This is a genomic window from Mesotoga sp. Brook.08.105.5.1 (assembly GCF_002752635.1).
Taxonomy (GTDB): domain Bacteria; phylum Thermotogota; class Thermotogae; order Petrotogales; family Kosmotogaceae; genus Mesotoga.
In genome coordinates, this window is sequence record NZ_AYTW01000004.1 from 1 (window position 1) to 23,502 (window position 23,502).

General features: G+C 45.7%; 21 protein-coding genes. 13 read left to right on the top strand and 8 right to left on the bottom strand.

Features of this window, described 5'->3' with window-relative positions; genetic code table 11:
• Positions 1 to 999 precede the first annotated feature (999 nt).
• The gene (locus tag V512_RS01080; protein WP_243392205.1) at positions 1,000 to 2,799 is read left to right on the top strand and encodes a bifunctional 2',3'-cyclic-nucleotide 2'-phosphodiesterase/3'-nucleotidase; all 1,800 of its coding nucleotides are present in this window, start codon (positions 1,000 to 1,002) and stop codon (positions 2,797 to 2,799) included.
• A gap of 562 nt (positions 2,800 to 3,361) precedes the next feature.
• On the opposite strand, the gene V512_RS01085 is transcribed toward V512_RS01080, so the two are convergent.
• Positions 3,362 to 4,519, bottom strand: a complete 1,158-nt coding sequence (locus V512_RS01085) for a DUF4097 family beta strand repeat-containing protein (RefSeq protein ID WP_243392188.1) — start codon at positions 4,517 to 4,519, stop codon at positions 3,362 to 3,364.
• A 904-nt stretch (positions 4,520 to 5,423) separates the two neighbouring features.
• Here V512_RS01085 and V512_RS01090 point away from each other — a divergent pair.
• Positions 5,424 to 7,217 carry a S9 family peptidase gene (locus V512_RS01090; protein WP_099828625.1) on the top strand — a complete coding sequence of 598 codons (1,794 nt, stop codon included), beginning with the start codon at positions 5,424 to 5,426 and terminating at the stop codon, positions 7,215 to 7,217.
• Between the two features lie 828 nt (positions 7,218 to 8,045).
• Here V512_RS01090 and V512_RS01100 read toward each other — a convergent pair.
• From V512_RS01100 to V512_RS01110, 3 genes are all read right to left on the bottom strand, one after another.
• Entirely contained in the window at positions 8,046 to 8,870 is an 825-nt protein-coding gene (locus tag V512_RS01100) for a DegV family protein (RefSeq protein ID WP_099828627.1), read from the bottom strand.
• A 189-nt stretch (positions 8,871 to 9,059) separates the two neighbouring features.
• Positions 9,060 to 9,623 (bottom strand): DUF2202 domain-containing protein, encoded by a 564-nt coding sequence (locus V512_RS01105; protein WP_099828628.1) that lies wholly within the window; start codon positions 9,621 to 9,623, stop codon positions 9,060 to 9,062.
• Positions 9,624 to 9,869: 246 nt separating this feature from the next.
• The gene (locus V512_RS01110) at positions 9,870 to 10,625 is read right to left on the bottom strand and encodes an SDR family oxidoreductase (RefSeq protein ID WP_243392189.1); all 756 of its coding nucleotides are present in this window, start codon (positions 10,623 to 10,625) and stop codon (positions 9,870 to 9,872) included.
• Positions 10,626 to 10,725: 100 nt separating this feature from the next.
• On the opposite strand from V512_RS01110, the gene V512_RS01115 reads away from it, so the two are divergent.
• Together V512_RS01115 and V512_RS01120 are read left to right on the top strand one after the other, a co-directional pair.
• Positions 10,726 to 11,289, top strand: coding sequence for a hypothetical protein (locus V512_RS01115; protein WP_099828630.1), 564 nt, complete (start codon positions 10,726 to 10,728; stop codon positions 11,287 to 11,289).
• Between the two features lie 409 nt (positions 11,290 to 11,698).
• Entirely contained in the window at positions 11,699 to 12,760 is a 1,062-nt protein-coding gene (locus V512_RS01120) for an amidohydrolase (protein WP_243392190.1), read from the top strand.
• Position 12,761: 1 nt separating this feature from the next.
• Here the strand turns inward: V512_RS01120 and V512_RS01125 are convergent, their stop codons facing one another.
• From V512_RS01125 to V512_RS01140, 4 genes are read right to left on the bottom strand one after another with little or no spacing between them, the layout of a single operon-like run.
• Positions 12,762 to 13,466 carry a methyltransferase gene (locus tag V512_RS01125; protein ID WP_099828632.1) on the bottom strand — a complete coding sequence of 235 codons (705 nt, stop codon included), beginning with the start codon at positions 13,464 to 13,466 and terminating at the stop codon, positions 12,762 to 12,764.
• A 20-nt stretch (positions 13,467 to 13,486) separates the two neighbouring features.
• The gene (locus V512_RS01130; RefSeq protein WP_099828633.1) at positions 13,487 to 14,218 is read right to left on the bottom strand and encodes a sulfite exporter TauE/SafE family protein; all 732 of its coding nucleotides are present in this window, start codon (positions 14,216 to 14,218) and stop codon (positions 13,487 to 13,489) included.
• A gap of 12 nt (positions 14,219 to 14,230) precedes the next feature.
• The gene (locus V512_RS01135; RefSeq protein ID WP_279300408.1) at positions 14,231 to 14,716 is read right to left on the bottom strand and encodes a MarR family transcriptional regulator; all 486 of its coding nucleotides are present in this window, start codon (positions 14,714 to 14,716) and stop codon (positions 14,231 to 14,233) included.
• Positions 14,713 to 15,192 (bottom strand): glutathione peroxidase, encoded by a 480-nt coding sequence (locus V512_RS01140; protein WP_099828634.1) that lies wholly within the window; start codon positions 15,190 to 15,192, stop codon positions 14,713 to 14,715. The genes V512_RS01135 and V512_RS01140 overlap by 4 nt, the downstream gene beginning before the upstream one ends.
• Before the next feature lie 366 nt (positions 15,193 to 15,558).
• Here V512_RS01140 and V512_RS01145 point away from each other — a divergent pair, with 366 nt between their 5' ends.
• The 9 genes from V512_RS01145 (at position 15,559) to V512_RS01185 (ending at position 23,497) form a co-directional block, all read left to right on the top strand.
• Positions 15,559 to 16,380, top strand: a complete 822-nt coding sequence (locus V512_RS01145) for a fumarate hydratase (RefSeq protein ID WP_207759727.1) — start codon at positions 15,559 to 15,561, stop codon at positions 16,378 to 16,380.
• Positions 16,367 to 16,867, top strand: coding sequence for a FumA C-terminus/TtdB family hydratase beta subunit (locus V512_RS01150; protein WP_099828635.1), 501 nt, complete (start codon positions 16,367 to 16,369; stop codon positions 16,865 to 16,867). The genes V512_RS01145 and V512_RS01150 overlap by 14 nt, the downstream gene beginning before the upstream one ends.
• 4 nt (positions 16,868 to 16,871) lie before the next feature.
• Positions 16,872 to 18,095: an NADP-dependent malic enzyme gene (locus V512_RS01155; protein WP_099828636.1), complete on the top strand. Its 1,224-nt coding sequence runs from the start codon at positions 16,872 to 16,874 to the stop codon at positions 18,093 to 18,095.
• 235 nt (positions 18,096 to 18,330) lie between these two features.
• The gene (locus V512_RS01160) at positions 18,331 to 19,560 is read left to right on the top strand and encodes a PLP-dependent aminotransferase family protein (RefSeq protein ID WP_099828637.1); all 1,230 of its coding nucleotides are present in this window, start codon (positions 18,331 to 18,333) and stop codon (positions 19,558 to 19,560) included.
• A 12-nt stretch (positions 19,561 to 19,572) separates the two neighbouring features.
• Positions 19,573 to 20,628 carry a butyrate kinase gene (gene buk, locus V512_RS01165; protein WP_099828638.1) on the top strand — a complete coding sequence of 352 codons (1,056 nt, stop codon included), beginning with the start codon at positions 19,573 to 19,575 and terminating at the stop codon, positions 20,626 to 20,628.
• The gene (locus tag V512_RS01170) at positions 20,625 to 21,524 is read left to right on the top strand and encodes a bifunctional enoyl-CoA hydratase/phosphate acetyltransferase (RefSeq protein WP_099828639.1); all 900 of its coding nucleotides are present in this window, start codon (positions 20,625 to 20,627) and stop codon (positions 21,522 to 21,524) included. Before buk (V512_RS01165) ends, V512_RS01170 begins: the two co-directional genes overlap by 4 nt.
• On the top strand, positions 21,524 to 22,609 hold the full coding sequence (gene buk, locus V512_RS01175) for a butyrate kinase (protein ID WP_099828640.1): 1,086 nt from the start codon (positions 21,524 to 21,526) through the stop codon (positions 22,607 to 22,609). Before V512_RS01170 ends, buk (V512_RS01175) begins: the two co-directional genes overlap by 1 nt.
• Positions 22,606 to 23,280, top strand: a complete 675-nt coding sequence (locus V512_RS01180; RefSeq protein WP_099828641.1) for a cobalamin biosynthesis protein CobQ — start codon at positions 22,606 to 22,608, stop codon at positions 23,278 to 23,280. Before buk (V512_RS01175) ends, V512_RS01180 begins: the two co-directional genes overlap by 4 nt.
• Positions 23,273 to 23,497: a ferredoxin family protein gene (locus V512_RS01185; protein WP_099828642.1), complete on the top strand. Its 225-nt coding sequence runs from the start codon at positions 23,273 to 23,275 to the stop codon at positions 23,495 to 23,497. Before V512_RS01180 ends, V512_RS01185 begins: the two co-directional genes overlap by 8 nt.
• Positions 23,498 to 23,502: the final 5 nt, after the last annotated feature.

Consider the following 23,502-nt stretch of genomic DNA (forward strand, 5'->3'; position numbering starts at 1 on the left):
ACAAAATGAGGTCGTATGAAATCTCCTTTGCACAATGGACAATGGGGATAATCTATGCGGCTGGATAATGGGAGCCGGATGAATCGAGAGGTTCAAGTCCGGTTCTGAGAGAGCCTGGGGGTGAAATCCCCCCGGGCTACTCACCGATTGGAAAGAGCATAGGACTGGTTGACCGTTGAGAGGTTCTCCGTTCTCCGAATAAAAAACCTGCTATTCGTTCCAGAGCGAAGATCTGTTCTTCGTTCTTGGGCAAGGTGATGATTCAAGAGCGTTTGGACTCCAACCAGTCATGAAAAAACAGCACTCATCGGAAACTCTCTTCTGGTTCCTGGCTTTCATAACTGACAATTTGCAACTGATCTCCACAGCTTAAAGCGGTTTCTAGATGCGAGATCCCGATCAGTTTCATATCGGGATGACCAAAGAGGAGAATAGAGATGATGTCTCTGTTAACAGAGATCAGGGGGTCCTTGATTCTTAGCACGCAGCGGTTTTTCTTCGTCAGCAGAAGAGACTGTCATCCTGTGAATGGTTCTGCACAGGACCTCGCTCTTCAAAACTCGGTTCTGATGACCCGCTTCAATAACCCGCTCCTCCTAACCCGATTTACATAACCCGTTCCTAAAGGTGGTTCTTTGCCCGCGAAGCGGAACTGGCCACCGAAGGTGACTGGCCTCTGCCGGAGGCAGAGACTGGCCAGGCGGAGCCTGACTGGCTTTCTAATCGCCTCCTGCCAAATGCAGCATCACTTCTGCTCTTGCCAGACCCTAGACCCCACGACCCCAGACCCGGTTCTTCCGTTTACCTGTTAATTAGACAGCCTACTTCCATTTACTGAGATGTGCTTTTTTCTTTCTAGTTGAAGCCACAAGGTTGTAGTAAAATAGTACTGTTTCGAAACATTCTTTGGAATCCTGTATTATCTTCGGTAAAGCATTCTCACGGTCAGGGGGCAATCATTCGTCCGGCAGACAACAGTGCTGGCCAACCTAATTGGAGGTGGATCTATTGAACTGGAAGAGAAGAATTCCTGCAGTTGTCATCGTCCTGATTCTCGCTTTGTTACTCCCTGTAACGGTTTTCGCTAAAGTCACGGCTCATGAGCTTGTTGTTCTCGGGACAAACGATCTTCACGGTTACGTTATGCCTTTCGACTACCTGACCGTTCAGGAAGTCGAGGATTACGGAGCAGCAAAGACTTACACTCTTATCAAATGGGCAAGAGAGATCTATAGCAACACCCTGTTGATCGACACTGGCGATACTATTCAAGGAAGCGTTCTCGCAGAACGTGAAGCGAGAGTCGAACCCCTAAGTATGGGAGAAATCCCCTCGATAATTAGAGCAATGAATATCATGGGATATGATGCAGGAGCAATAGGAAATCACGAGTTCAATTTCGGTCTTGAGTATCTCGACCTCGCGATGGCAGCCGCTGATTATCCAATGCTTTCGGCAAACCTTTATAACGCCGATACTGAAGAATTAAGATACGATCCTTACGTAGTGCTTGACAGAGAAGTCGATGGCATACCGATAAAGATTGGAGTCATCGGTTTCTTGCCGCCCGAGATAATGATGTGGGATAGGGTTCTCCTGGAAGGAAGAGTCTATGTTGAACCGATTGCAGACGCCGCCGCCAAGTATATTCCTGAGCTAAGAGAAGAAGGCGTTGATCTTGTAATCGTTGCTCTCCATCAGGGAACCTCAGACGCTGAAGCTATACTCGAAAACGTCGAAGGAATAGATGCAATTATCATGGGTCACAGTCACGGGAGAATTGCCGAAAAAATCGATGGAGTCCCCGTTACCATGGCTGGCAGCTGGGGAAACTCCCTTGGTCTAATCCATTTCCAGCTTCTCAACAGAGACGGAAAATGGGAAGTCTTCTCCTCGTTCCCGCAGCTTTGGTACGTGGATGAAACGATAGAAGCCGCTTCCGAAATAGTTGAGGCTGTGAAGGAACAGCATGAGGCAACTATTGATTATGTTATGGCTCCTGTAGGAATTACAACAGTACCGATCACGGGATACTTCAGCAGAGTAATCGATAACGAAGTAACTCAGCTTGTCAACGAAGCCCAGCTGTGGTACGCGAGAGACTACTTCAAAGGCACTGAATTTGAAGGAATGCCTTTGCTTTCGGCCGCAGCGCCCTTCAGAACGAGCACCAATGTGGAAGCTGGCGACATAAGGATAATGAATGCGGCCGACATCTACATCTACTCGAACACTCTACACGTCGTGAGAGTGAACGGCATCGAACTCAAGGGTTGGCTGGAAAAGTGTGCCGAAAACTTCAACCAGATCGATCCAAGCAGTACTGAGGACCAGAACCTTCTGGCACGTTTCTCATCCTATAACTTCGACATTATCGAAGGAATCAATTATCAGATCGATGTTCGAAACCCTGTCGGCCAGAGGATTGTCGAGCTTACTTATGAAGGCGAAGAAATCGAAGATGATATGGAGTTCCTCGTCGTGACCAATAACTACCGCGCAGGTGGTGGCGGCTATCATCTAGTCGATGCCGACATCGTCCTCTCTTCAACAGTCGAGAATCGAAGCGTGATAATTGACTACATAATCGAGAAGGGTACTATTACCCCCTCACCTTCCTTCAACTGGTCTATAGTTCCATTTGAGACAGCAGGAAGAATCACATTCACATCCAGTGATGAAGCGGCCACTTTGGCGGAAGAACTTGGAATAAAGGGCATAAAGTACATCGGAGATCGACTCTTCGAAGTAGATCTCGTAGAGCTAGCAGAAAACGTTCCACAGACAGTCTCTAACTAGAATCACTTGCGTGAGCAAAACCGGAGGTAAATATGCCTCCGGTTTTTTGTCATTCACTTACATATTCTCGAAGCTAATATTGATGAGTAGACAGAGAATCCGCGCTTTCGCGGCCAACGCATGTTGAGCAAGACAAAATACTCTGTATGGGCATCCCTTCCATCTCGCACACCCAGTCCCGAGCAGATCGGTAGTTAGTGAGATTCGACATAGCGCTTTATTCGACATATCTGCTCCGCTCAATGAGACTTAAATGATCAGTCCGAAGGATCAGATTCCGCTTCCTTTGCAAATGAACTCGGATTATTCTTCATCCTATGATCCACCTTCTTAACTCGATTGACAATCCCACTCTTTGTACAGATTCACATCGTGCCAGGGAGGCGACAGGCAAATAGATCCTTTGCAGCGTCACAACTCGTGATTTTGAGCCCTTTTTCTGAGATCTCAATCCTGAGTTCGAAGAAGATAATCAGGCTTACCACTCTAGGGATATTTGAAATCCACGCAACGCATGAGTTCGGTAAATGGGACCATGATTCAAATCTACCCTTTTCTGTCACTAGATCGAATCTTCAGCATTGGGCTTGTCGATGCTGATGTTCGAGTTACTGGTTTTCATAGTTATGAGGAGGCCGTTGCCGCCATTGAGTGTCCCTCTCAAGCTAGTTGAACTCGAACTGATTACGCCTACGGTAAGCCCCTTCAAATTGACGGTTCCATTGGTTGTAGATGCGCTTATCTCTGCACGAATCGAGTCATCTAAAAAGATTCCTATACTTCCATTAGTTGACAGCAGTTCAAGAACACCGAGATCTGGAAGGATCGCGTCGCAGACAATCTTCGCGTTTGAGGTTTCAAAACTATTGCTATCACCGATAAGAGTGACCTCAGTGACTGTAATTGCTCCGTTCGTGGAATTCGCCGAAACACTGAGAGTTCCCCTTTCGATTGTTATCGGAGCATTACTTGTCTCAATAATGAGGGTTCCAGATATTCCCTTTCCTTCAAACGCACCGTTGGTGGATCTAAGTTCCATGACTCCGGCGCATTCCTCGACAAAAATGGGCGAAATAGAGGTTTCAAGTGTCATGCTTCCCGAGACGGAGATCAGCTCCAAACCTCCATTGCTGCTTCTGCCTCTTATTGAGGCATTAAGTGATTTGAAAACCATTGCGCCGTTGCTGGTATTCACTAAAATATCTTCCACCGTTTCCGACGGGATATTCATATAAATTGTTGTCGCCTGCCCCATGAATTCATTCGTTTGCGATAATCTGGGAACAATCACAGTGAGCTTACCATCTGCTGCGTTGATGTTCGGCCTAGTCTTTTCAAGATACTCTTCTTTGAGATTCTCGTCTGCAACCCTAATTGACTGTTCGACCCTGATTTCAACATAATCTCTATCCCAGCCCACTACTTCGACCTTTCCGTTAAGACCGTCGATTCCCAATGAGTTCGGCTTCTCGGTGATCGTCACCGAGAAGTCTTCGTTGAACTTCATTCCTGTGAATGACCTGCCAGAACCAAAACTGAATCCCATGATTTTGGGCCGGATTATCACTGCCGCACCTATCAAAAGGAGCCCTATTCCCAGCAGAAGTCCCGCAAGGGCCAGCCCTCTCTTTCTGTTGCTTTCTCTCATTTCATCACTCCCATTAGTACATCGCTGCCAATCAACTCTCGACAAAATACCACCAAACAAAAGAATTTTCAAGTCAAAAATCCTCTTTACGCACGGAATAGAATCAAAGACGTCCTCCGTCAGTCGTCCAAGAGCAAGAACCCGTTTGCTGAAAAGAGCGACCGAGAAAGTGCGTTACCGAGAGGTTCACTGCGCTCACAAGAAGGCGAGAGAAAAGCAAATCGGCGCACGCGGGGCAAGAGCCGCTTTTCGCTGATCGCTGAACGCTGGGACGAGGATAAAAGACGTCCTTGGTCCTTCCCAAGTTCATGGACCCGTCCTTCGACAGGGTCAAAGGACAGATCCCGGGAGGACCACAGAGTAAATCGTCTCCTTTTTGCCACACTCCAAACTCCAGACACGAGACACCCTAAAAACTCCGTCATGCCGCACCTTGATGCTGCATCTTGTTTTTGGTTATCAAGAGATGTTCGCATTTGGCGCGAGTACATGATTAGATCCAGAATAAAAGATCTACAAGATGACAGTGTAAGTCGTTCCTAAAGCAGCAGGCATTTCCTTGCCCGAAATCAGTGATTCAAGGGAACAAGAGAATTGAACGGTAATGGCACGTCTCTAAAATGGTCCGCAAAACGGTATTCGAATTTCTTGGTTCTCTACAGCCAACAATCTAATACTCAGTAAATCTAGTGGGCTCAAGAGACGGCTCGGCGTGCGTAGAGACATTGTAAGAGCATACAGTACTCAATCGTAGAAAAGAGAGTCTCAAATCCTGAGGATGACGAAATCCACTTAATGTGGCTTTGTAGCTTCTATTCACAAGAAATGTGAACTTCTTGGAAACCATCAAGCGCAATTGATGGCTGCTTATTATATGATTGCAATGAGGGAGCCCAACGAACCTTTGGATCATAAAGAACTATTCCCAATGATCATTCACTGTTCATCCGCTTTAGAACGTTAAAGGAGGAATTAAATGACTGAGAAGAAGTACTCGATTGAAGAACTTATGGAGAACGAGACCATTGCGTCATTCGCGGTATCACCCGATTCAAGAAGGATTCTTTACTCTTCTGACAAAACGGGCAACTACAACATCTTTGAACTAGATCAGGAGAAGGGAAAGCACAGACAGATAACATCACTCACCGAAAACGCATTGGTATCTCACGTCTACAAAGGTGGGAGCTTCATTTTTGCAATGGATAAGGGCGGCGATGAACTACATCATCTTTATCTAGGAACAGAAGAGAAAATCAAAGATCTGACCCCTTTCGAGAAGACCAAGTCAGGATTTCACGTCTCCGTTGGCAATAGTGTTTACTACTACTCTAACAAGATTGATAGAAGTAGATTCGATCTATATCGGTTTGAAAAGGCTGATCTAGCAGGTGAGCTGGTCTTCGAAAACAAAGACTTGTATGAACTGGGTCCAATTTCGGATAATGAAAGGTTTCTCGCTCTTCATAAGCCCGAGACTGCAAACAACTCGAATGTATATCTCCACGACTTGCTAAGCGGAGATACAACACTTCTGTCCCCCCATGAAGGAGAAGCTAATTTCATACCTCTCTTCTTCTCAAAAGATTCGATGAAGCTTTACTGTCTATCGGACATTGAAGGGGAATTCATGACGCTTTGGATAACGGATATTGAAAGCAAAGAGCGTGAAGAGATCCTTGCCTTTAGTTGGGACATAATCGACGGGAGAATATCGGAAGACGGGAGAAGTGCTGTGCTTATAGTTAATAGAGACGGTTTTTCCGAACTTCACATAATCGATACAAAAGACAATACCCCTAAGATGTCTCCCGTTGAGACGGGTGGTGTAGTATACGATCAATACTTCAGCAAGGATAGCCGCTTCCTGTACTATCTTTGTGACTCAGCAACCTCCTCTCCTAATATCTTCATGATAGACCTCAATACAAAGGAGACAGAGCAGCTTACTGATTCTATGAGCGAAGAAGTGAACAGTAATGACCTCTCTGAAGCAAAGGTACTCCGCTTTATTTCATACGACGGTCTCCAAGTGCCTGGGATTTTCTATCCGCCCAGAAATGTTCTGCCGAACGAGAAAGCGCCTGCGATTGTATGGGTTCACGGAGGACCGGGAGGTCAGTCTCTGCCAAGATACAGTCCTGAGATCCAGTTCATTGCAAATCATGGATATGCTATCTATGCAGTCAATAACAGAGGGAGCTCCGGCTACGGAAAGAGCTTCTTCAAAGCCGCAGATCACAAACACGGAGAAGCGGATCTGGATGATTGCGTAGCCGCCGCCAAGTATTTGGCCACCCTTGATTTCATCGACAAAGAAAGAATAGGAATAAACGGTGGAAGTTACGGTGGATTCATGGTTCTTGCGGCACTTGCTTTCAGGCCAAAGGAGTTCAAGGTTGGTACAGATTTTTTCGGTGTCTCGAACTGGGTGAGAACTCTCAAAGAAGTGCCAGCTTGGTGGAAGATCGCTAAAGATCTCCTTTACGGGAAAATCGGAAACCCATTCACCGAGGAAGAATACCTCAAGAGCATTTCCCCTCTCTTTCACGCCGACAAAATAGAGAGGCCTCTTCTAGTGCTTCAAGGAGTAAATGATCCAAGGGTACTTAAGATAGAATCTGATGAGATAGTTGAGCGACTAAAAGAGCATGGGGTTCCGGTTGAGTATGTAGTGTTCGATGATGAGGGCCATGGATTTAAGAAGAAGGCAAATAGGATAAGAGGTGCAAATGCGATGCTCGCCTTTCTTGACAAATACTTGCGCTAGAGACATTCAGTTACTGGTATTGGTGAGGGAGAGGAGTGGATTCAATCTGAGAAGACGAGAACTCAGCATATCGTGACGATAAGCAGAAGCTTTGTCGAGAGTTTCATCCTTTCATACCGTTTGATAGGAAGAGACGTAACAAGAGCTGTTCGTCGCTGATCAGTCGTTCCCCAATATGGTCAAAAAAACGATAAAGGAGTCCCTAATCAACTATTGCCGAAAAGGCCGTTCTTTAGATAGCCTGGCACAGCATTGACTTGATCTACTGATGTTTTTTCGAATTGTGCAGGTTGTGCTTCAAAGAACTGCTGTTTGCTGACACTGAACTTCCGGGGACGGAGAGATCTTCGATCCTTCAGGTTATAAGTAAGACTGTCAGCGGAAAAAAACAAGGGTGCGAGAAGCATCCTCAGTTTGGCACAAGAATCTGTAAGTTGGAATCGTGAGAATAATCAATTGCTCCTTGAGTTCATTGTCCAGCTTCTTTCTTAAGAAGCTGCGGGGCAGAATTCGTAATCCTTCTATTGAATTAGTTCGTCTGAGCCCAATGGAAACAAGGCCGTTTAATGAATTAATAGAAAGCCAATTCTTCCTCTTGTTGAAATACTTGTAGAAATTCGATCTTATGTCTTTCTCGACTAAGAGTACGGCCTCTGTCGATCTACAGAAAATGCTTAACTGCGAATCGGCATTGCATCCAAGCACGGTCTTCCCCAGCTCTGAATTATTCTGTCTTCCAGCTTGATTCAAAATCTTGTTCTTATGTTCCTACATGGCAACCTGTAATCTCAAGTCTTCCGGGCCTTATTGGTACTCTAAATGGTGAGTTTAGAGCGCCAATATCAGTCCGCCCTCTCCAGCATATGTGGCAATCGCAGGACCCATCTTTCCGATTATGACTTCGGAATCTCGGACACGTTTCCTAATTTCCGAAGCGAAGAACTCAGCGTCTTTGAGATTATCCACGTGAGTTATGCCGAAAATCTTCTTCCCGGTCTTTGAGGAAGCTTCTATTAACTCAATTATCGCTTCTCTAAATCTCCTGCTTCCTCTTACCTTCTTAAGGAGCTTAACTTCGCCATTTATACCGTGCAGGATAATCTTCATGTTCAATATGTTAACCAGGCTACCCTGGAATTTGCTAAGACGGCCGCCTTTGACAATATTCTCCACTGTCGCGAGAGGGATGATAATCTTCACGTTTTCTCGGTACTCCTCCAGCGCTTCGACTATTTCGTCCAGTTCAGCGCCCGGTTCAGCCATTCTAGCGGCTATCAGCACCTGGATGCCATGGGAGATCGAACCTGCAAGAGAATCGAATACGATCGCCTTGCCTCCGCTCATTTCGGCGCCGAGGATCGCTGATTGATAGGCACCGCTGAGTTTTGATGAAATAGTAATGCAAAGTGGAGTTTCACCCTTCTTCTGAATATCCTCAAAGATCTCAGCAAAATCGGCCGGCGAAGGCTGAGAAGTCTTTGGAAGTTCCCGGGATTTGCCCATTAATCGCCAGAATTCCTCTGGAGTGATGTCGATATCTTCCTTGAAAGTCATATCATCAACGAAAATGTTGAGAGAGGCAAAGGGAATACCATACTTCTTCAACGTTTCAACCGGCAGATCACATGAGCTGTCCGTCACTATCCTGACCACCGTATCCCTCCTCTGTGTTCATATAATAAGATTATATGTCATTACGAGTCCAGAGCAATGTTTGGGCAGAAAGTCGTTTAATACTTGAAACCATTTTGGTGGAAAATTGTCTCTAAAAACTACCGAATATCTAATTCCAAAAGAAAAGGGCGGATTGTCCGCCCTATTGAATCCCATTCGCTGGCCAGTCTATCTGCCAGATGCAATCTCGTTGAACCTTTCGACATCGAGTATTTCTGGAGTATAGCTACCTGCGAGTCTCTCATACTGCCTGAGGAATGCCCTGAGGTGGTTCTCAGAACCTCTAAGCAGATTCTCGTATACCGTCGCAGTCCTCGAGTCGATGTCTCCCTCAAGCAATTCTTCCAAGTCCTTAATATCTATCTCTTCTATCAGAAGACCAACTTTTACCGCATCCAGAAGAGACTTACTTCCACTCTCGATGAGTTCATCATAAAGCTCCTGAAGCGTCGCATTGGTGAAGACTCCAACCTCATTTTCGCCCACGGGATCTACCATGCCAAAATCACCGATCAGAGAAAGAACTGCTTCTGTATGAGTCTGTTCGCTTCTAGCTATGTTACTGAAGACATTCAATCCCCATATTTCATAGAGTACGGTATAGACGTCGTGAGCTAGTTTTTCTTCTTCTCTCATGAAAGCAATTCCATCTTCCTCAGTCATTAAGCTGCTGGCCAGTGTCATTGAACTGAAAATCAAAACTATCGCTATTGCATATAATACTCTCTTCATTATTTTCTACCTCCGTTTTTTGGATCTTGAATAGATGTTAACCTGTGTAACTTAAAATCTCCTGAGAATCTGGAGATCGCTCGAAGGTCAATCCTCTTGGCTTTATCTTCCCTTTTCACTCACAATCGAAGAGTTTCGCCTAACTGAATGAATATTCGTTGCAGAAATTCAGTAGTGTGTTGAGACCAGAGGTCATTGGAAATTACGAAGTTGCTCAGAGTTCTATAGCAGCCTTTCAGTCCACTATTATTCAAATACTCTTCTCGCGGCTTTCATTGCTATTGCTCTCGGTACTAACCTTGATCCGGAAGCGATTATTTTGTTGATCAACCCGCTTACCACGCTTCTCTTTCCTTTTTTAAATGCATCAAGTGCCTTTTTCACAACTTCTTCGGGGGACATGGACCCGGGCAGCTGCTTCCTTCCTCCCGAAGCTACATCGAAAAACTCTGTTCTAGTCGGCCCAGGAGATAGAACCATTACTTTGAAGCCTTTGGGTTGGAGTTCTTCGCTAACGGCTTCGCTGAAGCTAAGTACAAAGGCCTTTGTTGCAGCATAGACCGCCATTCCCGGTACAGGCAAATAGGCGGCAGTAGAAGCGACGTTTATAATTCCTCCGCCAATGCTGTTGCGCATGAGCGCATATTTCTTCGTCAAGAAGTAAAGAGCTCCGATATTCAGCTTGATCATCTGCATTTCTCTATCCGCTTCAATATCCTCAAAGGAACCAATTAGTCCGAACCCTGCGTTGTTAATAAGAAGATCTACGTCTTTCAGAAGTTTCGAAACTTCGACCAGGTCGTTCTCATCCGTCAAATCACCTTTCAGCGGAATAGATCTAGCTCCTAGATCTCCCTCAATTTGATCGGAAATCGTCTGCAATCTTTCTATTCGTCTGGCTACAAGGATCGTTTCGTACCCACGCTTTGCAAGCTCATAGGAAAACACCTCGCCTATTCCCGATGACGCTCCGGTTATTAGTGCTCTTTTCAAAATGATCACCTCGGCTAATTATACCCAATCCAGACCACATGAGCCTCTCAATTTGAGTTTTCTCGTCACAGAAAGTTGTATGTTGGTACCAAGTTTTGAAGGTGACGATGTGAAGAAAGTTGCGGTTATTTTAGTGCTGGTTCTGGCTGCGAGCGTTTTTGCATCTTGGGTGCCACTGCAGGATTACTCTAACGTGAAGTACGTCTACAATAAGATTTCGTACTTCGAGAATGGAGAGCACAAGGAAATGATATACGGGGTGACAGTCGATCGCGATGAAAACCACTTCATCCTGAATTACGATACTATCTACTTCTTACCCCTCGACACTGAGCCCACCTCAGACATGATGTTCGACCAGCAGTTCTCAATGATGATGTACATCTTCCTCAATCCAATGCTATCATTCATTTATGACGCAATTGACCTGGAAAAACAGATGAATACGAAACTTTATGGTTTTGGCACTCTCAAGTCTGAGGGAATATACTCCGTAGAAGGAAAGAATGGAACGTTTAATGGAACAAAAGTCGCTTTACACAACGAGGACGGAGAGTTGTCGAGGTACTGGATAATTGATCAAAACATTCCTTTCGCTCTTGAAACCTTCATGGGCGACGATTACGCCGATGACTCTATTACAATCACTCTCTGGGACTACGCCCTTAATTGATTGAGGATTCGATCAAAAGGCGTCTTCAGGCGCCCTTTTGTTTATAATAAATCAACGAGCGGGCTGTTAAATGGTGTTCAGTATAACTTAATCAGAACGCGGTCGCAGATAGAGATTGGGGTCAGGAAAGCGTTAGGAGGATGATGGAGTTCTGTCTCTCCAGGAAAGGTATTCAAAAAGTCAAAGGTGACGTATGAGAAACTCTGGTAGAACTTGTCTTTCATACCTCTAACCTCACTCCTCTTGCTTCAGTTTACTCTCTCTCTGCGAACGAATGAACAGACCGAGGCAAATTGAAAAGTGAAAATTCTGATGCTTCGTGATAATGACGAGGTTCTAGTGAGCAAGCTTCCGATGGCAAGATCTTTTCTATCTTTACGTCAAAAGAAGCGATTTGAAGGAGGAGAGCATGGATTTATCGAGAATTAGGCATGACTTACATGAGATTCCGGAGATTGGATTCAATGAGTTCAAGACTCAAGCGTACATTATGAGTCTCCTGGATCGATTATCTGTTTCCTACGAAAAGGTTGCGGGCACCGGACTTCTGGCAAAATGGAAAAAGGTTGAAGGCCCTTTCGTTCTATTTCGATCCGATATGGATGCTCTTCCTGTTTTTGAAGAAACAGATGCTCCATTCAAATCTGCACATGAAGGTTTTATGCATGCATGCGGCCATGATGTTCATATGACAATTCTAATTGGACTTATAGAGAGAATAGTAACATGCGATCTCAATAGAAATTTTCTCTTTCTTTTCCAGCCGGCTGAAGAAGGCGGGGGCGGTGCTGCGAAATGCTTATCGAAATTGGAGCAATACGAAATAACTGAAGCCTGGGCACTGCACGTAAATGATGAATTCCCTGAAGGATCTGTTTACACAAGAGCCGGTGTTCTCTTTGCCTCGGCCTTCGAAACGGACTGCACTTTCAAGGGAAGGTCGGCACATGTTGCTTTCTATAAGCAGGGAAGAGACGCTATTGAGGGAGCTATGGATTTTCTTCAAAGGGTCTATTCGGTAGATAGAGGAGATTCCGTACTCAGATTTGGACTCATACAGGGGGGCAGAGTTAGAAATGTGGTGGCAGACTCCTGCACTCTTTCGGGAACTGTAAGAACTAAAGCTTTTGAGCTTTCAGAGGAAGCAATCATGGAACTCGAAGAGCTTGGGAGAGAAGTCGCTACTGAAAGAGGTCTAAAGTTCTCTCAGGAGATCGGTTCGAAGTATCCACAGGTTCATGTAGACGGTGATCTTTACGATAAACTGTGCGCCCTGGTCGATGTAAACCCGGTCGAAATGAAATACGTGGGAGAGGATTTTGGAGTGATCGCTATGAAATACCCTTCGCTGCTTTTCTGGTTGGGTACAGGAAGAGGAGAACATCATGGACTCCATAATTCAAGGTTTTTGCCTGCTGATTCCGTTATAGAGAAGGGTGTTGAGATTTTCTGGAAGGTCGCCAAAGGCTAAGCTAGCGCTTTCGAAATCTCCCCTCTCGAAGCTCAAGTGAGAACTTGTTATCAGTGTAAAGAGGGTCCGGTCTGGAGTCTTCCACTACCATGAAGACCGCTCCTGTTTTCAAAGTAGCTCTCAAAGTTGTCCCATCTATTTTTTCGAATAAGAAGACAGGTGTGTTCATATAGCTTCTGTGTATCGGAACGATCGATCTCGCTCCGATTTTCATCTGATTGAACAGCTCCACGGTTATTCCCGGTAAGGCTACGGTGGAGATCATAGCATCGTATGGAGCTTCTTCTTTGAAGCCATATCTACCGTCACCGATCACTATCCTCACATTGCTCAGGCGGTAGCGTCGCACGTTTTCCGAGGCTATAGATGCAACCGTTCTGGCGGTCTCCACTGATACTACGCTTCCCTTAGTCAGCATTTTTCCAAGCAGACAAGCACAGAAACCGGTTCCCGTCCCAATATCCAGGACCTTGTTGTCTTCGTTCAGTTTCAATTCTTCTATCATGCTTATCAAAAGAGATGGCTGAGTAGAAGTGGAGCAAATCTTTCCTGAGCTTGCAAGACTTACTAGAGCTTTGTCTGTATAAGCCTCATCCGCTACTTCGGGTGAGACGAAATCCTTCCTGTCAAGTTCCATAAAGGCCGACTCCAGTCTAGGGTCGGTCAGATAACCTGTCCTCTTCAGAAAACTCAGAAGCTCTCTCATCGAAAATCTGTCACACTCCTCTAGAAGAAGAGATACTTAATGGCGTTTGCGACCACAATTATCAGCAAAATCCATCTCACAAAACCGCTGCCCTTTCTTATCGATAGCCTGGCAGCAAAATATGCCCCGACAACATTTCCTGCCGCGAGAACCAGGCCGGGAAACCAGTAAATCATCCCATTAAGGATAAAAATAACCAGAGCAAAAGCAGTGTAGATAAAGACGATAACAATCTTCGTGAAATTCGTCCTCACAAGATCAAAGCCATACGAAAAGGTAATCGCTCCAATAAGGAAGAAACCAACTCCCGCCTGTAAAAATCCCCCGTAGAAGCCCACACCGAAAAAGATTAGAGTAGAGAGGACTCCAGAGGGTCTCGAAAAAGTGAGCCGCTTCGGTTTCAGTAACATAAGCAAAACTACTGCCAGGAGAGCTACCGCGATCACTTTCTCCAGCACATCCTTCGGTATTGTCGAGACAAACATGGAACCTATGATTGAACCTATCGTTGCAGACACTATCGCCGGAAGTATGGACTTGTCAAACCTCATACCGCCGGATCGAAAGGTCTTTACTCCTATACCGCTTTCAAATATCACGCCCAGTCTGTTGGTGGCATTGGCAACGTGCGGCGGCAACCCGACCCACATAAGTACCGGGAGAGTGACCATTGAGCCCCCTCCCGCCATAACATTCATAAAACCAGCTGCGGCGCCCGCAATGTATATCGTGACAAGCTGTAGCAGTGTCATTTTGTGATTCTGCTAACTTGAGGACCCATTTGATTCGCTCATATCGATCTTCTTCAGAAGCTTTTTGAGCGACGACATAAGAGAAATGTATTCTCTCTGAGAGATATTCACCTGTTCAGCAATCTTCATCGGAATATCAATCGCCTTATCCTTAAGCCCTTTCCCTTTCTCTGTTAGACTTATGAGTACCTGTCTCTCATCACCCTGCGATCTTTCTCTCGTAAGAAGGCTTTGTCTTTCCATCCTCTTAAGAAGGGGAGTTAAGGTTCCCGAATCAAGAAACAACTTCTCCCCGAGATCTTTAACTGTAAGTGGCTCTCTCTCCCACAGAACAAGCATTACAAGGTATTGAGGGTAGGTCAACCCGAACTTTGAAAGCACTGGTCTGTAGAGCCTTGTGATGCCCCTTGAACTGGAATACAATGCAAAACAAAGCTGATTGTCAAGCCTAAGTAGCTCGTCTTCTCTTGGAATCGCAACCTCTTCTTTCTTGGTCACTTAACCGCCTCCTCAATTGCAGAACGAAATGACTCGGGTTCCTCCTTCGGCTCAAATCTTCCAATTATCTCACCCTCTCTGTTAATCAAGAACTTCGTGAAGTTCCATTTCACTTTTCCTGAAAACTCCTTCTTCCCACCGCCAGAAACAAGAAATTCATAAAGAGGGTGTATCTCTTTTCCCTTAACATGTATTTTCGAGAACATGGGAAAAGTAATACCGAAATTCGCATCACAGAACGCCTTGATTTCTTCTTCACTGCCAGGCTCTTGGCGAAGAAAGTCATTCGATGGAAAACCAAGAACGGCAAAGTCTCTGTCTTTGAAATCATCATGAAGCTTCTGCAGACCATCGTACTGAGATGTGTATCCGCATTTGCTAGCCGTATTAACTATCAATAGCACCTTGCCTTTGAAGTCCTCCATGGTCTTGTTCCACCCGTCTATTGTAGTCAGTTCAAAATCGTAAATACTCATTCTTTCACCTCCAATCTTATTGTACACTATTTAGTTGTACTATGGAACCTTTCTCTATTGAGTAGATTTAATCATGATGCATTACGTCTTTCCATATATTGATTTCATAACAGCTGGAGAATCTAGATCGTGAAAATTTAATAGCTTTGCAGTTAAGTGGAGAAGCCCAAGTTAGTATTCTATCTAAGGCTTTTCTGAAGTATTTTCTTTTGCTGTTTCTGAGCTTTCGTTACGAGCTGAGAATACTGACTTCCTTCATGCTTCCGATTTGGAGAAATGATCATTAGGGCAATCGGGTGTGCAAAGTGTTATAAATGAATATGACGTTGCTCATCATAAGCTTTTCACAGATAATGAGGTGAATTCTTGATAAAAGCATCTTCGATAGCGGGAAAGGTCGAGACCGCATTAGTAAAGGCAAACACAATAATGGATGATAAGATCAAATCTTATCTAAAACTCTACACCGGTCCTTTCTCATCTATTCTGAATGAGAACTCGTTACTTGCAGAAAAGCTGGAGCTTCCCCTGTGCCAGGACACAGGTTTCATTGAATTCTTTGTCTTCATCGGTCAGGAGGTATCTCTTGAGGAACCCTTATCAGACACCCTCGATACGGCTGTCAGGAGAGCGTATTCAAAAAATCCCTATCGATACTCAATTGTGAAGGACCCCCTAATACACAGAGAAAATACCGGAGACAATACACCTTCGGTCGTGCATACTTTCATGGTTTCCGGAAGAGAATTAGAGATACGTTTCCTCGTAAAAGGAGGAGGCAGCGAGAATCTCTCGAGACTGTTCATGCTCAACCCGACAACATCTCAAGAAGAGTTCATAGAAACAATTGCCAATTCAATTTCTGAAGGAGGAGCCAGGGGTTGTCCTCCACTCAGGGTCGGAATAGGCATCGGGGGAAGCTCAGAGAAATCAATGCTCCTTGCCAAGCTTGCTCTGACTAGAGAGTTGGATTCAAAGAATCCCGACGTTGACTACGCCTTACTTGAGAAGAAACTTCTGAATAAGATCAATTCCCTCCATATCGGTTATCAAGGACTGGGAGAGGGGATGACCGCTTACTCGGTTAGCATTGAAACTGCGCCTTGTCACATTGCGATTCTTCCAGTTTCATTGGCTGTTGATTGTTATCTCTGTAGAAAGGGGGTAGTTACCTTTGAAGATAGATGATTTGTCCCCCGGTCAAGAAATCAGCTTTACAGGCAAACTCATAGTAATGAGAGACGCAGCTCAGATGCGCCTCAAGAAGTTGTACGAAGAAGGCGAGCCTTTCCCTGTTGAGCTTGAAGGGGCAATTGTATTCTATGCCGGTCCGGCCAAGCTAGTTGAAGAAAGTTGCGGAGCAATCGGCCCTACTACTTCTCTCAGGATGGATGGTTTTTTGGAAATGCTTTTCGAAAAGGGCGTTCTGGCAACCATCGGGAAGGGAAAAAGATCGGATCTGGCAGCAAATCTGTGTAAGGAATTTAGAAGAGTCTATTTGATCGCTCCAAGCGGAGCGGCCGCTTCGCTTGCGCAAAGGATCGAGTCTATGAGGGTCATCGCTTACGAAGATCTAGGCACTGAAGCAATATTCGAGATTGATGTCAGAGACTTTCCGTTGATTGTAGCAACTGATGTTAACGGTTCGGATTTTTTTACTTTGAATAGAAGGTGATTGTGTGAATGAAAAGGCATTGAAACTTCACAAGGATCTACGGGGAAAGTTGGAAGTAAGAAGCAAAGTGAGAGTGGATAGCATGGAGGCTCTTTCGCTTGCTTACACTCCTGGGGTAGCCGATGTATGCAGAGTGATTGAGAGCGATAAGGAACTTGCCTACGACTACACAAACAAATGGAATTACGTTGCAGTAGTCTCAGACGGAACGGCAGTACTTGGACTAGGGGATATAGGCCCCGAAGCTGGACTTCCCGTTATGGAGGGGAAAGCCGTCCTGTTCAAGGAATTCGCAAATGTGGATGCCTTTCCCCTCTGTATAAATGTCCATAGTTCAGAGGAGATTATCTCGTTCGTGAAGGCAATTGCCCCAACCTTTGGAGGCATAAATCTTGAAGACATCTCCTCACCAAAATGCTTCTTCATTGAAAGCGAACTTCAGAAGATGCTTGATATTCCAGTCTTTCATGACGATCAACACGGTGCAGCGATTGTCGCCGTTGCTGCGCTGAGAAATGCGCTGAAGATCGCTGGAAAGAAGATTGAGAATCTAAAGATTGTAACGGTTGGCGTTGGTGCGGCCGGAGGCGCAACAATCAAAATGCTGCTGGCGGCAGGTGCAAGGAATATTGTTGCAGTCGATAGAAATGGAATACTAAACAGGAATCAGCCAGCTACTCTCCTAAACGAATTTCATTCAGAGATCGTAAAGGAGATTAACCCCGACAATCTCAGCGGAAATCTGGAGGACGCTGTGAAGGGAGCCGATCTCTTCATTGGCACTTCTGTTGCCGGGCTTCTTTTACCTGAAATGGTGCGCAAAATGGCTCCCGAACCGATCATCTTCGCTCTGGCCAATCCCGTACCGGAGATTATGCCGGATCTTGCCCGCAGCGCAGGTGCATCAATTGTCGCCACCGGCAGATCAGACTTCCCAAACCAGATAAACAATGTTCTAGCTTTCCCGGGCATCTTTAGAGGCGCTCTTGACACACGATCAAGAGAGATAAACGAAGCTATGAAGTTGGCAGCAACCGACGCCCTTGCGTCGGCCGTGCCTGAAGAAAAGCTTTCCAGGGACTACATTTTGCCAAGGCCGTTTGAACCGGGAGTCGCAAGAAAGGTTGCACTTGCCGTTGCAAGAGCTTCTGTTGACTCGAGATGTTCGAGGCTCTCCGGTGAAATAAACCTTGAAGAACTGATTGAAATAGGATTCAAGAGAATCTGAAAGTCTAATTCTCGTATACATTTCTTTCAGGTGGAAATACCTCCATCGTCATGCACACGACTGCACGTATGCAATATGTTGCATGCAAAAGTGTGCACCGAACGGAAGCCAAAAGCACGGAAGCTTCTGTATTTAGCCTTCTATAAGCGATTTATACAATTGTTATCTCTTGGCATGCTATTGCTAACTGAATTACTGTGATGATTACTACGATAACTACCAGGGGGTGTAAATCGTGACAGAAAAGTTTTCAAAGATCGCACTCAGAATGAAATCGAACATCATCAGGGAACTGCTTAAGGTGACCTCGAACCCGGGTATGATTTCTTTTGGCGGAGGCGTTCCCGACCCGGACACTTTTCCACGTTCAGAGATGGCTGAAATATCAAAGGAAATACTGGAAAAGGAGTACAAGTTCACACTTCAGTACGGTCAGACTGAAGGTGATCCTATACTTAGGGAAGAGTACATCTCCCTTCTTAATAGGGAGTACGGCATTGAGGGTCTTGACATCGATAATCTTTTGGTCACAGTAGGATCCCAAAGTGCGCTAGATCTTGTCGGTAAGATCTTTTTGGATGACGACAGCATTTACTTCGTGTCGAAGCCGGTATATTTGGGAGCTGCGAGTGCCTTTTCTCTAAGGTCGAACGGGTACGAATACATGACCCTTCAAGAAGACGGTGTGGATCTTGATATAGTTGAAGACAAGCTCAAAGAAATCGAAACTCGCGGAGAACTCGACAAAGTGAAGTTCATCTACACAATCTCGAATTTCCACAATCCAGGCGGCGTAACAATGAGTTACGAAAAGAGAAAGAGACTCGTTGAGATTGCAGAAAAGTACGATGTTCTCATAGTTGAAGACGATCCTTACGGTGACCTAAGATACGAAGGAGAAGCGATCGATCCGATCTTCAAGATTGGCGGGCAAGAAAGAGTCCTGTTGTTGAGAACATTCAGCAAAATCCTGTCGCCTGGGCTTAGGCTCGGTATAGTGATCGGCAATAAGAACATAATAAGAAAGATGGTAATGGCAAAGCAGGCTTCAGACCTCTGTACGCCAAGCCTCACACAGCGTATCGCCGCAAGATATCTTCAGAGGCATAACCTCCTTGCCCAGATAAAACCAACGATTGCGCTTTACCGAGAAAAGAAGGATCTGATGCTAACTGAACTCGACAGAAACTTTGGTGACATGAACGGCTTTTACTGGACAAAACCCGAAGGCGGCCTCTTTATATGGTTCACTCTTCCTGAAGGTTTCGATACAGGAGAAATGCTAGAGCTAGGCAAGGCCGAGAACATACTTTTCGTTCCAGGTCAGGCCTTTTCACTCGACAACACCTGTCAGAACTCAATGAGGCTTTCATTCTGTCTGCCTCCTAAAGAGGATATCATCGAAGGAGTCAAGAGACTCAAGAAGGTAATTGTGGAGTACGGCAAAGAGAAAAAGCTACTCTGAGGGAGTGATTAAATGAAGATCTTGGCCATAAATCCCGGCTCCACTTCAACTAAGATCGCTGTCTACAATGACGATACCGAGATCGCCAGGGGATCTATTCAGCATGTCCCTATGATGAAGGAAGTTGATGATGATATTCAGGAAAGGGTAGAAGAGATCAAGTCCTTCTTGCGAAACGAAGGGATCGAGCTTGATTTTGACTCAATAGCCTGTAGGGGAGGAATCTTGCCCCCGCTTGAAAGCGGAACATACAGAGTGAACGAGAGAATGGTTGACTTTCTTCTGCACCATGCTGAAGTAGAACATCCCTCTAATCTCGCTGCTCCCATAGGTTTTCGCCTCTCAGAAGGAAGAGTCCCGGTCTTTGTAACGGACCCGATCTCTGTAGACGAATTCTGTGAAGAGGCACGATTATCAGGTCTTCCTCAACTGCCGAGAATCTCGAGACTTCACGCGCTGAACATGAAGGCCGCCGCAAGACAGGTTGCTGCAGATCTGGGTAGAGATGTCGATAACCTGAACCTGGTGATCGCTCACCTGGGAGGGGGCATTTCGGTCGGGCTACAGCTAAAGGGCAGAGTGGTCGACGTCAATAACGCTACTGACGAAGGCCCTTTCAGTCCAACTAGAACGGGAGAGCTCCCGGTCGCCGATCTAGCTGAGATGTGTTTCGCCGGGAGATACACCGAGAAGGAACTCTTAGATAGATACCTGAAATCAGGAGGGTTACGGGCATATCTAGGTACAGACGACCTTAGAAAGGCCCTGGAGATGTCAGAGAGTGATCCCGAGGCAGCTCTTGTCGTTGATGCAATGGCTTATCAAATAGGTAAGGAAATTGGCGGCATGGTCGCGCTAGCAGGCGGCTCAATAGACGCAATCGTTCTGACAGGCGGTATGGCATACAACTCCCAGTTCGTTCAGAAGATAAAGAGTTACGTTGGGAAATTCGCTCTGGTCGTCATCGAGCCTGGAGAGAACGAGCTTCTTTCTCTCGCTCTTGGCGCACAGAGAGTTCTTAGAGGAATAGAAACTGCGAAGGAGTTTGATCCGGAGGTGGCAACATGATCACAAGTCTTGCACAGCTAATCGACCGTGCAAAGATGAATCCTGGAGTAATCGCTGTTGCTGCTGCTGAAGATCCTGTGGTACTTTCAGCAGCGAAAGAGGCCGCAGACGAGGGCATTGCATCGTTCATATTGTTCGGCGACAAGAACAAGATTGAAGCTATCAGTGAGGAGATCGGCTTTCACGAGAAGCTTTCTGTAGTTGACTGTTCTTCAAAGATAGAATCGATCGAGAAGGCCGTAAGAGCTGTTTCGTTCAAGGAAGCCGAAATCCTGATGAAAGGAAACGTAAAAACCGGCGAACTCCTTAATGTATTCTTGAAGGATGATTATGGTCTCAAGACAGGAAGAACGATGAATTTGGTCACTATATTCGAGACAAAGAGATACCATAAACTTCTTCTCGTTACTGATGCCGGGATGGTTATTGCCCCTGATTTGGGTCAAAAGGGAGATTCGATAGTCAACTCTGCCTCAGTTGCAAAGGTTCTGGAGATCGACAAGCCAAAGGTGGCAGTTATTGCCGCTATAGAGGTCGTAAATCAGAAGATGTCCGCAACTCTCGATGCGGCGGTACTTTCACAGATGGCTAAGAGAGGTCAGTTTGGTCATGTTGAGGTAGATGGGCCCCTTGCTCTTGATAATGCAGTATCTCGTGAAGCTGCCGAGCACAAGGGTATTTCAAGTTCTGTAGCTGGAGACGCAGATATTCTAGTTATGCCTGACATTGAAGCAGGGAATATATTCTACAAGACCATGGCATTCCTCTGCGACAGTCAGCTTGCCAGTACCATAGTTGGAGGTAAAGCACCAATAGTACTTACCTCTAGAGCCGATTCCGCCAGGACAAAACTCCAATCCATCGCTTTGAATGTTCTTCTTGCAGGAGTGATATGATGCCTGTCATACTCGTTATAAACCCAGGATCTACTTCAACAAAACTCGCACTCTTCAGAAACCTGGAGATGATAAGTGAACATACCATAAGACACTCGTCCGACGATTTGAGCAGATTTTCTTCACTATATGAACAGCGAATGTTCCGAAAGAAATTGATAGTCGACTTTCTGGAGTCAGCAGGACACCCTCTCAGTGAAATAGACGCAATAATCGGAAGAGGCGGTATGCTCCGACCTCTCGAAGGCGGCACATACGCGGTTAGTGAAGCAATGATAGATGATCTCAGATCTGCCAAGTATGGTGAGCACGCCTCTAATCTAGGAGCCATAATCGCTAATGAACTCTCTAGAGAAAGTGGCAGGGAAATCCCGGCATTCATTGCAGATCCAGTAGTCGTTGATGAAATGGAACCCGTCGCCAAACTCACAGGTCATCCGGACTATTCGAGAAGGTCGATTTTCCATGCTCTTAATCAGAAGGCAGTGGCGAGAGATGTGGCTTCGAGATATGGAAAGAAGTACGATGAAATGAACTTCGTTGTCATCCACATGGGTGGAGGGATTTCCATTGGGGCTCACAGGAGAGGAAGGGTTGTCGATGTGAACAATGCTTTGAACGGGGACGGCCCTTTCAGTCCTGAGCGAGCCGGAACACTTCCGATTACAGGTCTTATAAAGCTATGCTATTCAGGGCGATACTCAAAAGAAGAAGTAAAAAAGCTTATCAAGGGAAAGGGCGGACTATTTGCCTACACCGGAACTAACGATTGCCAGAAGATCCAGCAGGCGATTGTTGATGGTGATAAGAAGGCAGAACTTGCATACAGAGCGATGGCCTATCAGATAGTTAAGTGGGCCGGAAGAATGGCTGCTGCCTTGAGCGGTGATATCGACTCTATCATAATTACTGGAGGAATAGCCTATGACAGAAGGTTCATGGTCCCATGGCTGACCGAGAAGCTGTCCTTTCTCGCGCCAATAGATGTTGTTCCTGGAGGAAATGAGGAGCTGTCCCTTGCCGTTGCCTGTTTGAGAGTCCTTGAAGGAAATGAAATGGCAAAAGAGTACAGGAGAGCAGAATGAAGTTTTCTAAGAAAGTGCTTATCTTCATGGGTATGTTTGGCAGCGGCAAGACCGAAGTATCTTTGAATGTCGCTAGACTGCTTGCCGATAGAGGAGAAAGGGTGGCCCTCGCCGACATCGATACTATAAGTCCATACTATAGATCCCGCGATATGAGAGAGAGCTTTTCTAAGTTCGGGGTTAAAATCGTAGCTCCCAAAGGCACGCTGGCCCATGCCGACTTGCCGATAATTCCGGCAGAGGTATTCGGTCACGTTGAGAATCCGGATTACAGGGTCATCCTCGACGTTGGAGGGAACGATGACGGAGCAATAGTACTCTCTTCACTGAGCACGAGACTACCGAAAGAGGACTGTGAGACTTACTATGTCATAAATCCCTTCAGGCCGTTCAACGACACAGTCGAAAACGCGGCTTCTCACTTCCTGAGACTTCAAGAGAAGTCTAGAATGAAGATCAACTATTTGGTCAACAACTCAAATATTGGATCTGAGACGACAGACGAGAATATTATCGAAGGAGAGAAGTTCGTTAAGCTATTATCCGAAAGGGTCTCAACACCTGTGGCTTTCACTGTTCTGATGAACGGAACGAGAAATGGAAGTGGGATGTTCGATCAGTTTTGGATTGAGAAGTATATGAAGAATTCATGGGAGGTAGAAAATGAGTAAAGACTTCGTGAAAGTAGACGAAGAGCGATGCAAGGGCTGCGGTCTATGCATCAACTTCTGCCCTAAGAAAGTGCTGAGCTTCTCTGAGAAGTTCAACTCCAAGGGCTATCATCCGGCACAGCAGCATGATCTCGAGAATTGCATTGGCTGCGGATTCTGCTACATGATGTGTCCCGATACCGCAATAACTGTCTTCAAAGAGACAGCAGAAGTATAGGGGGG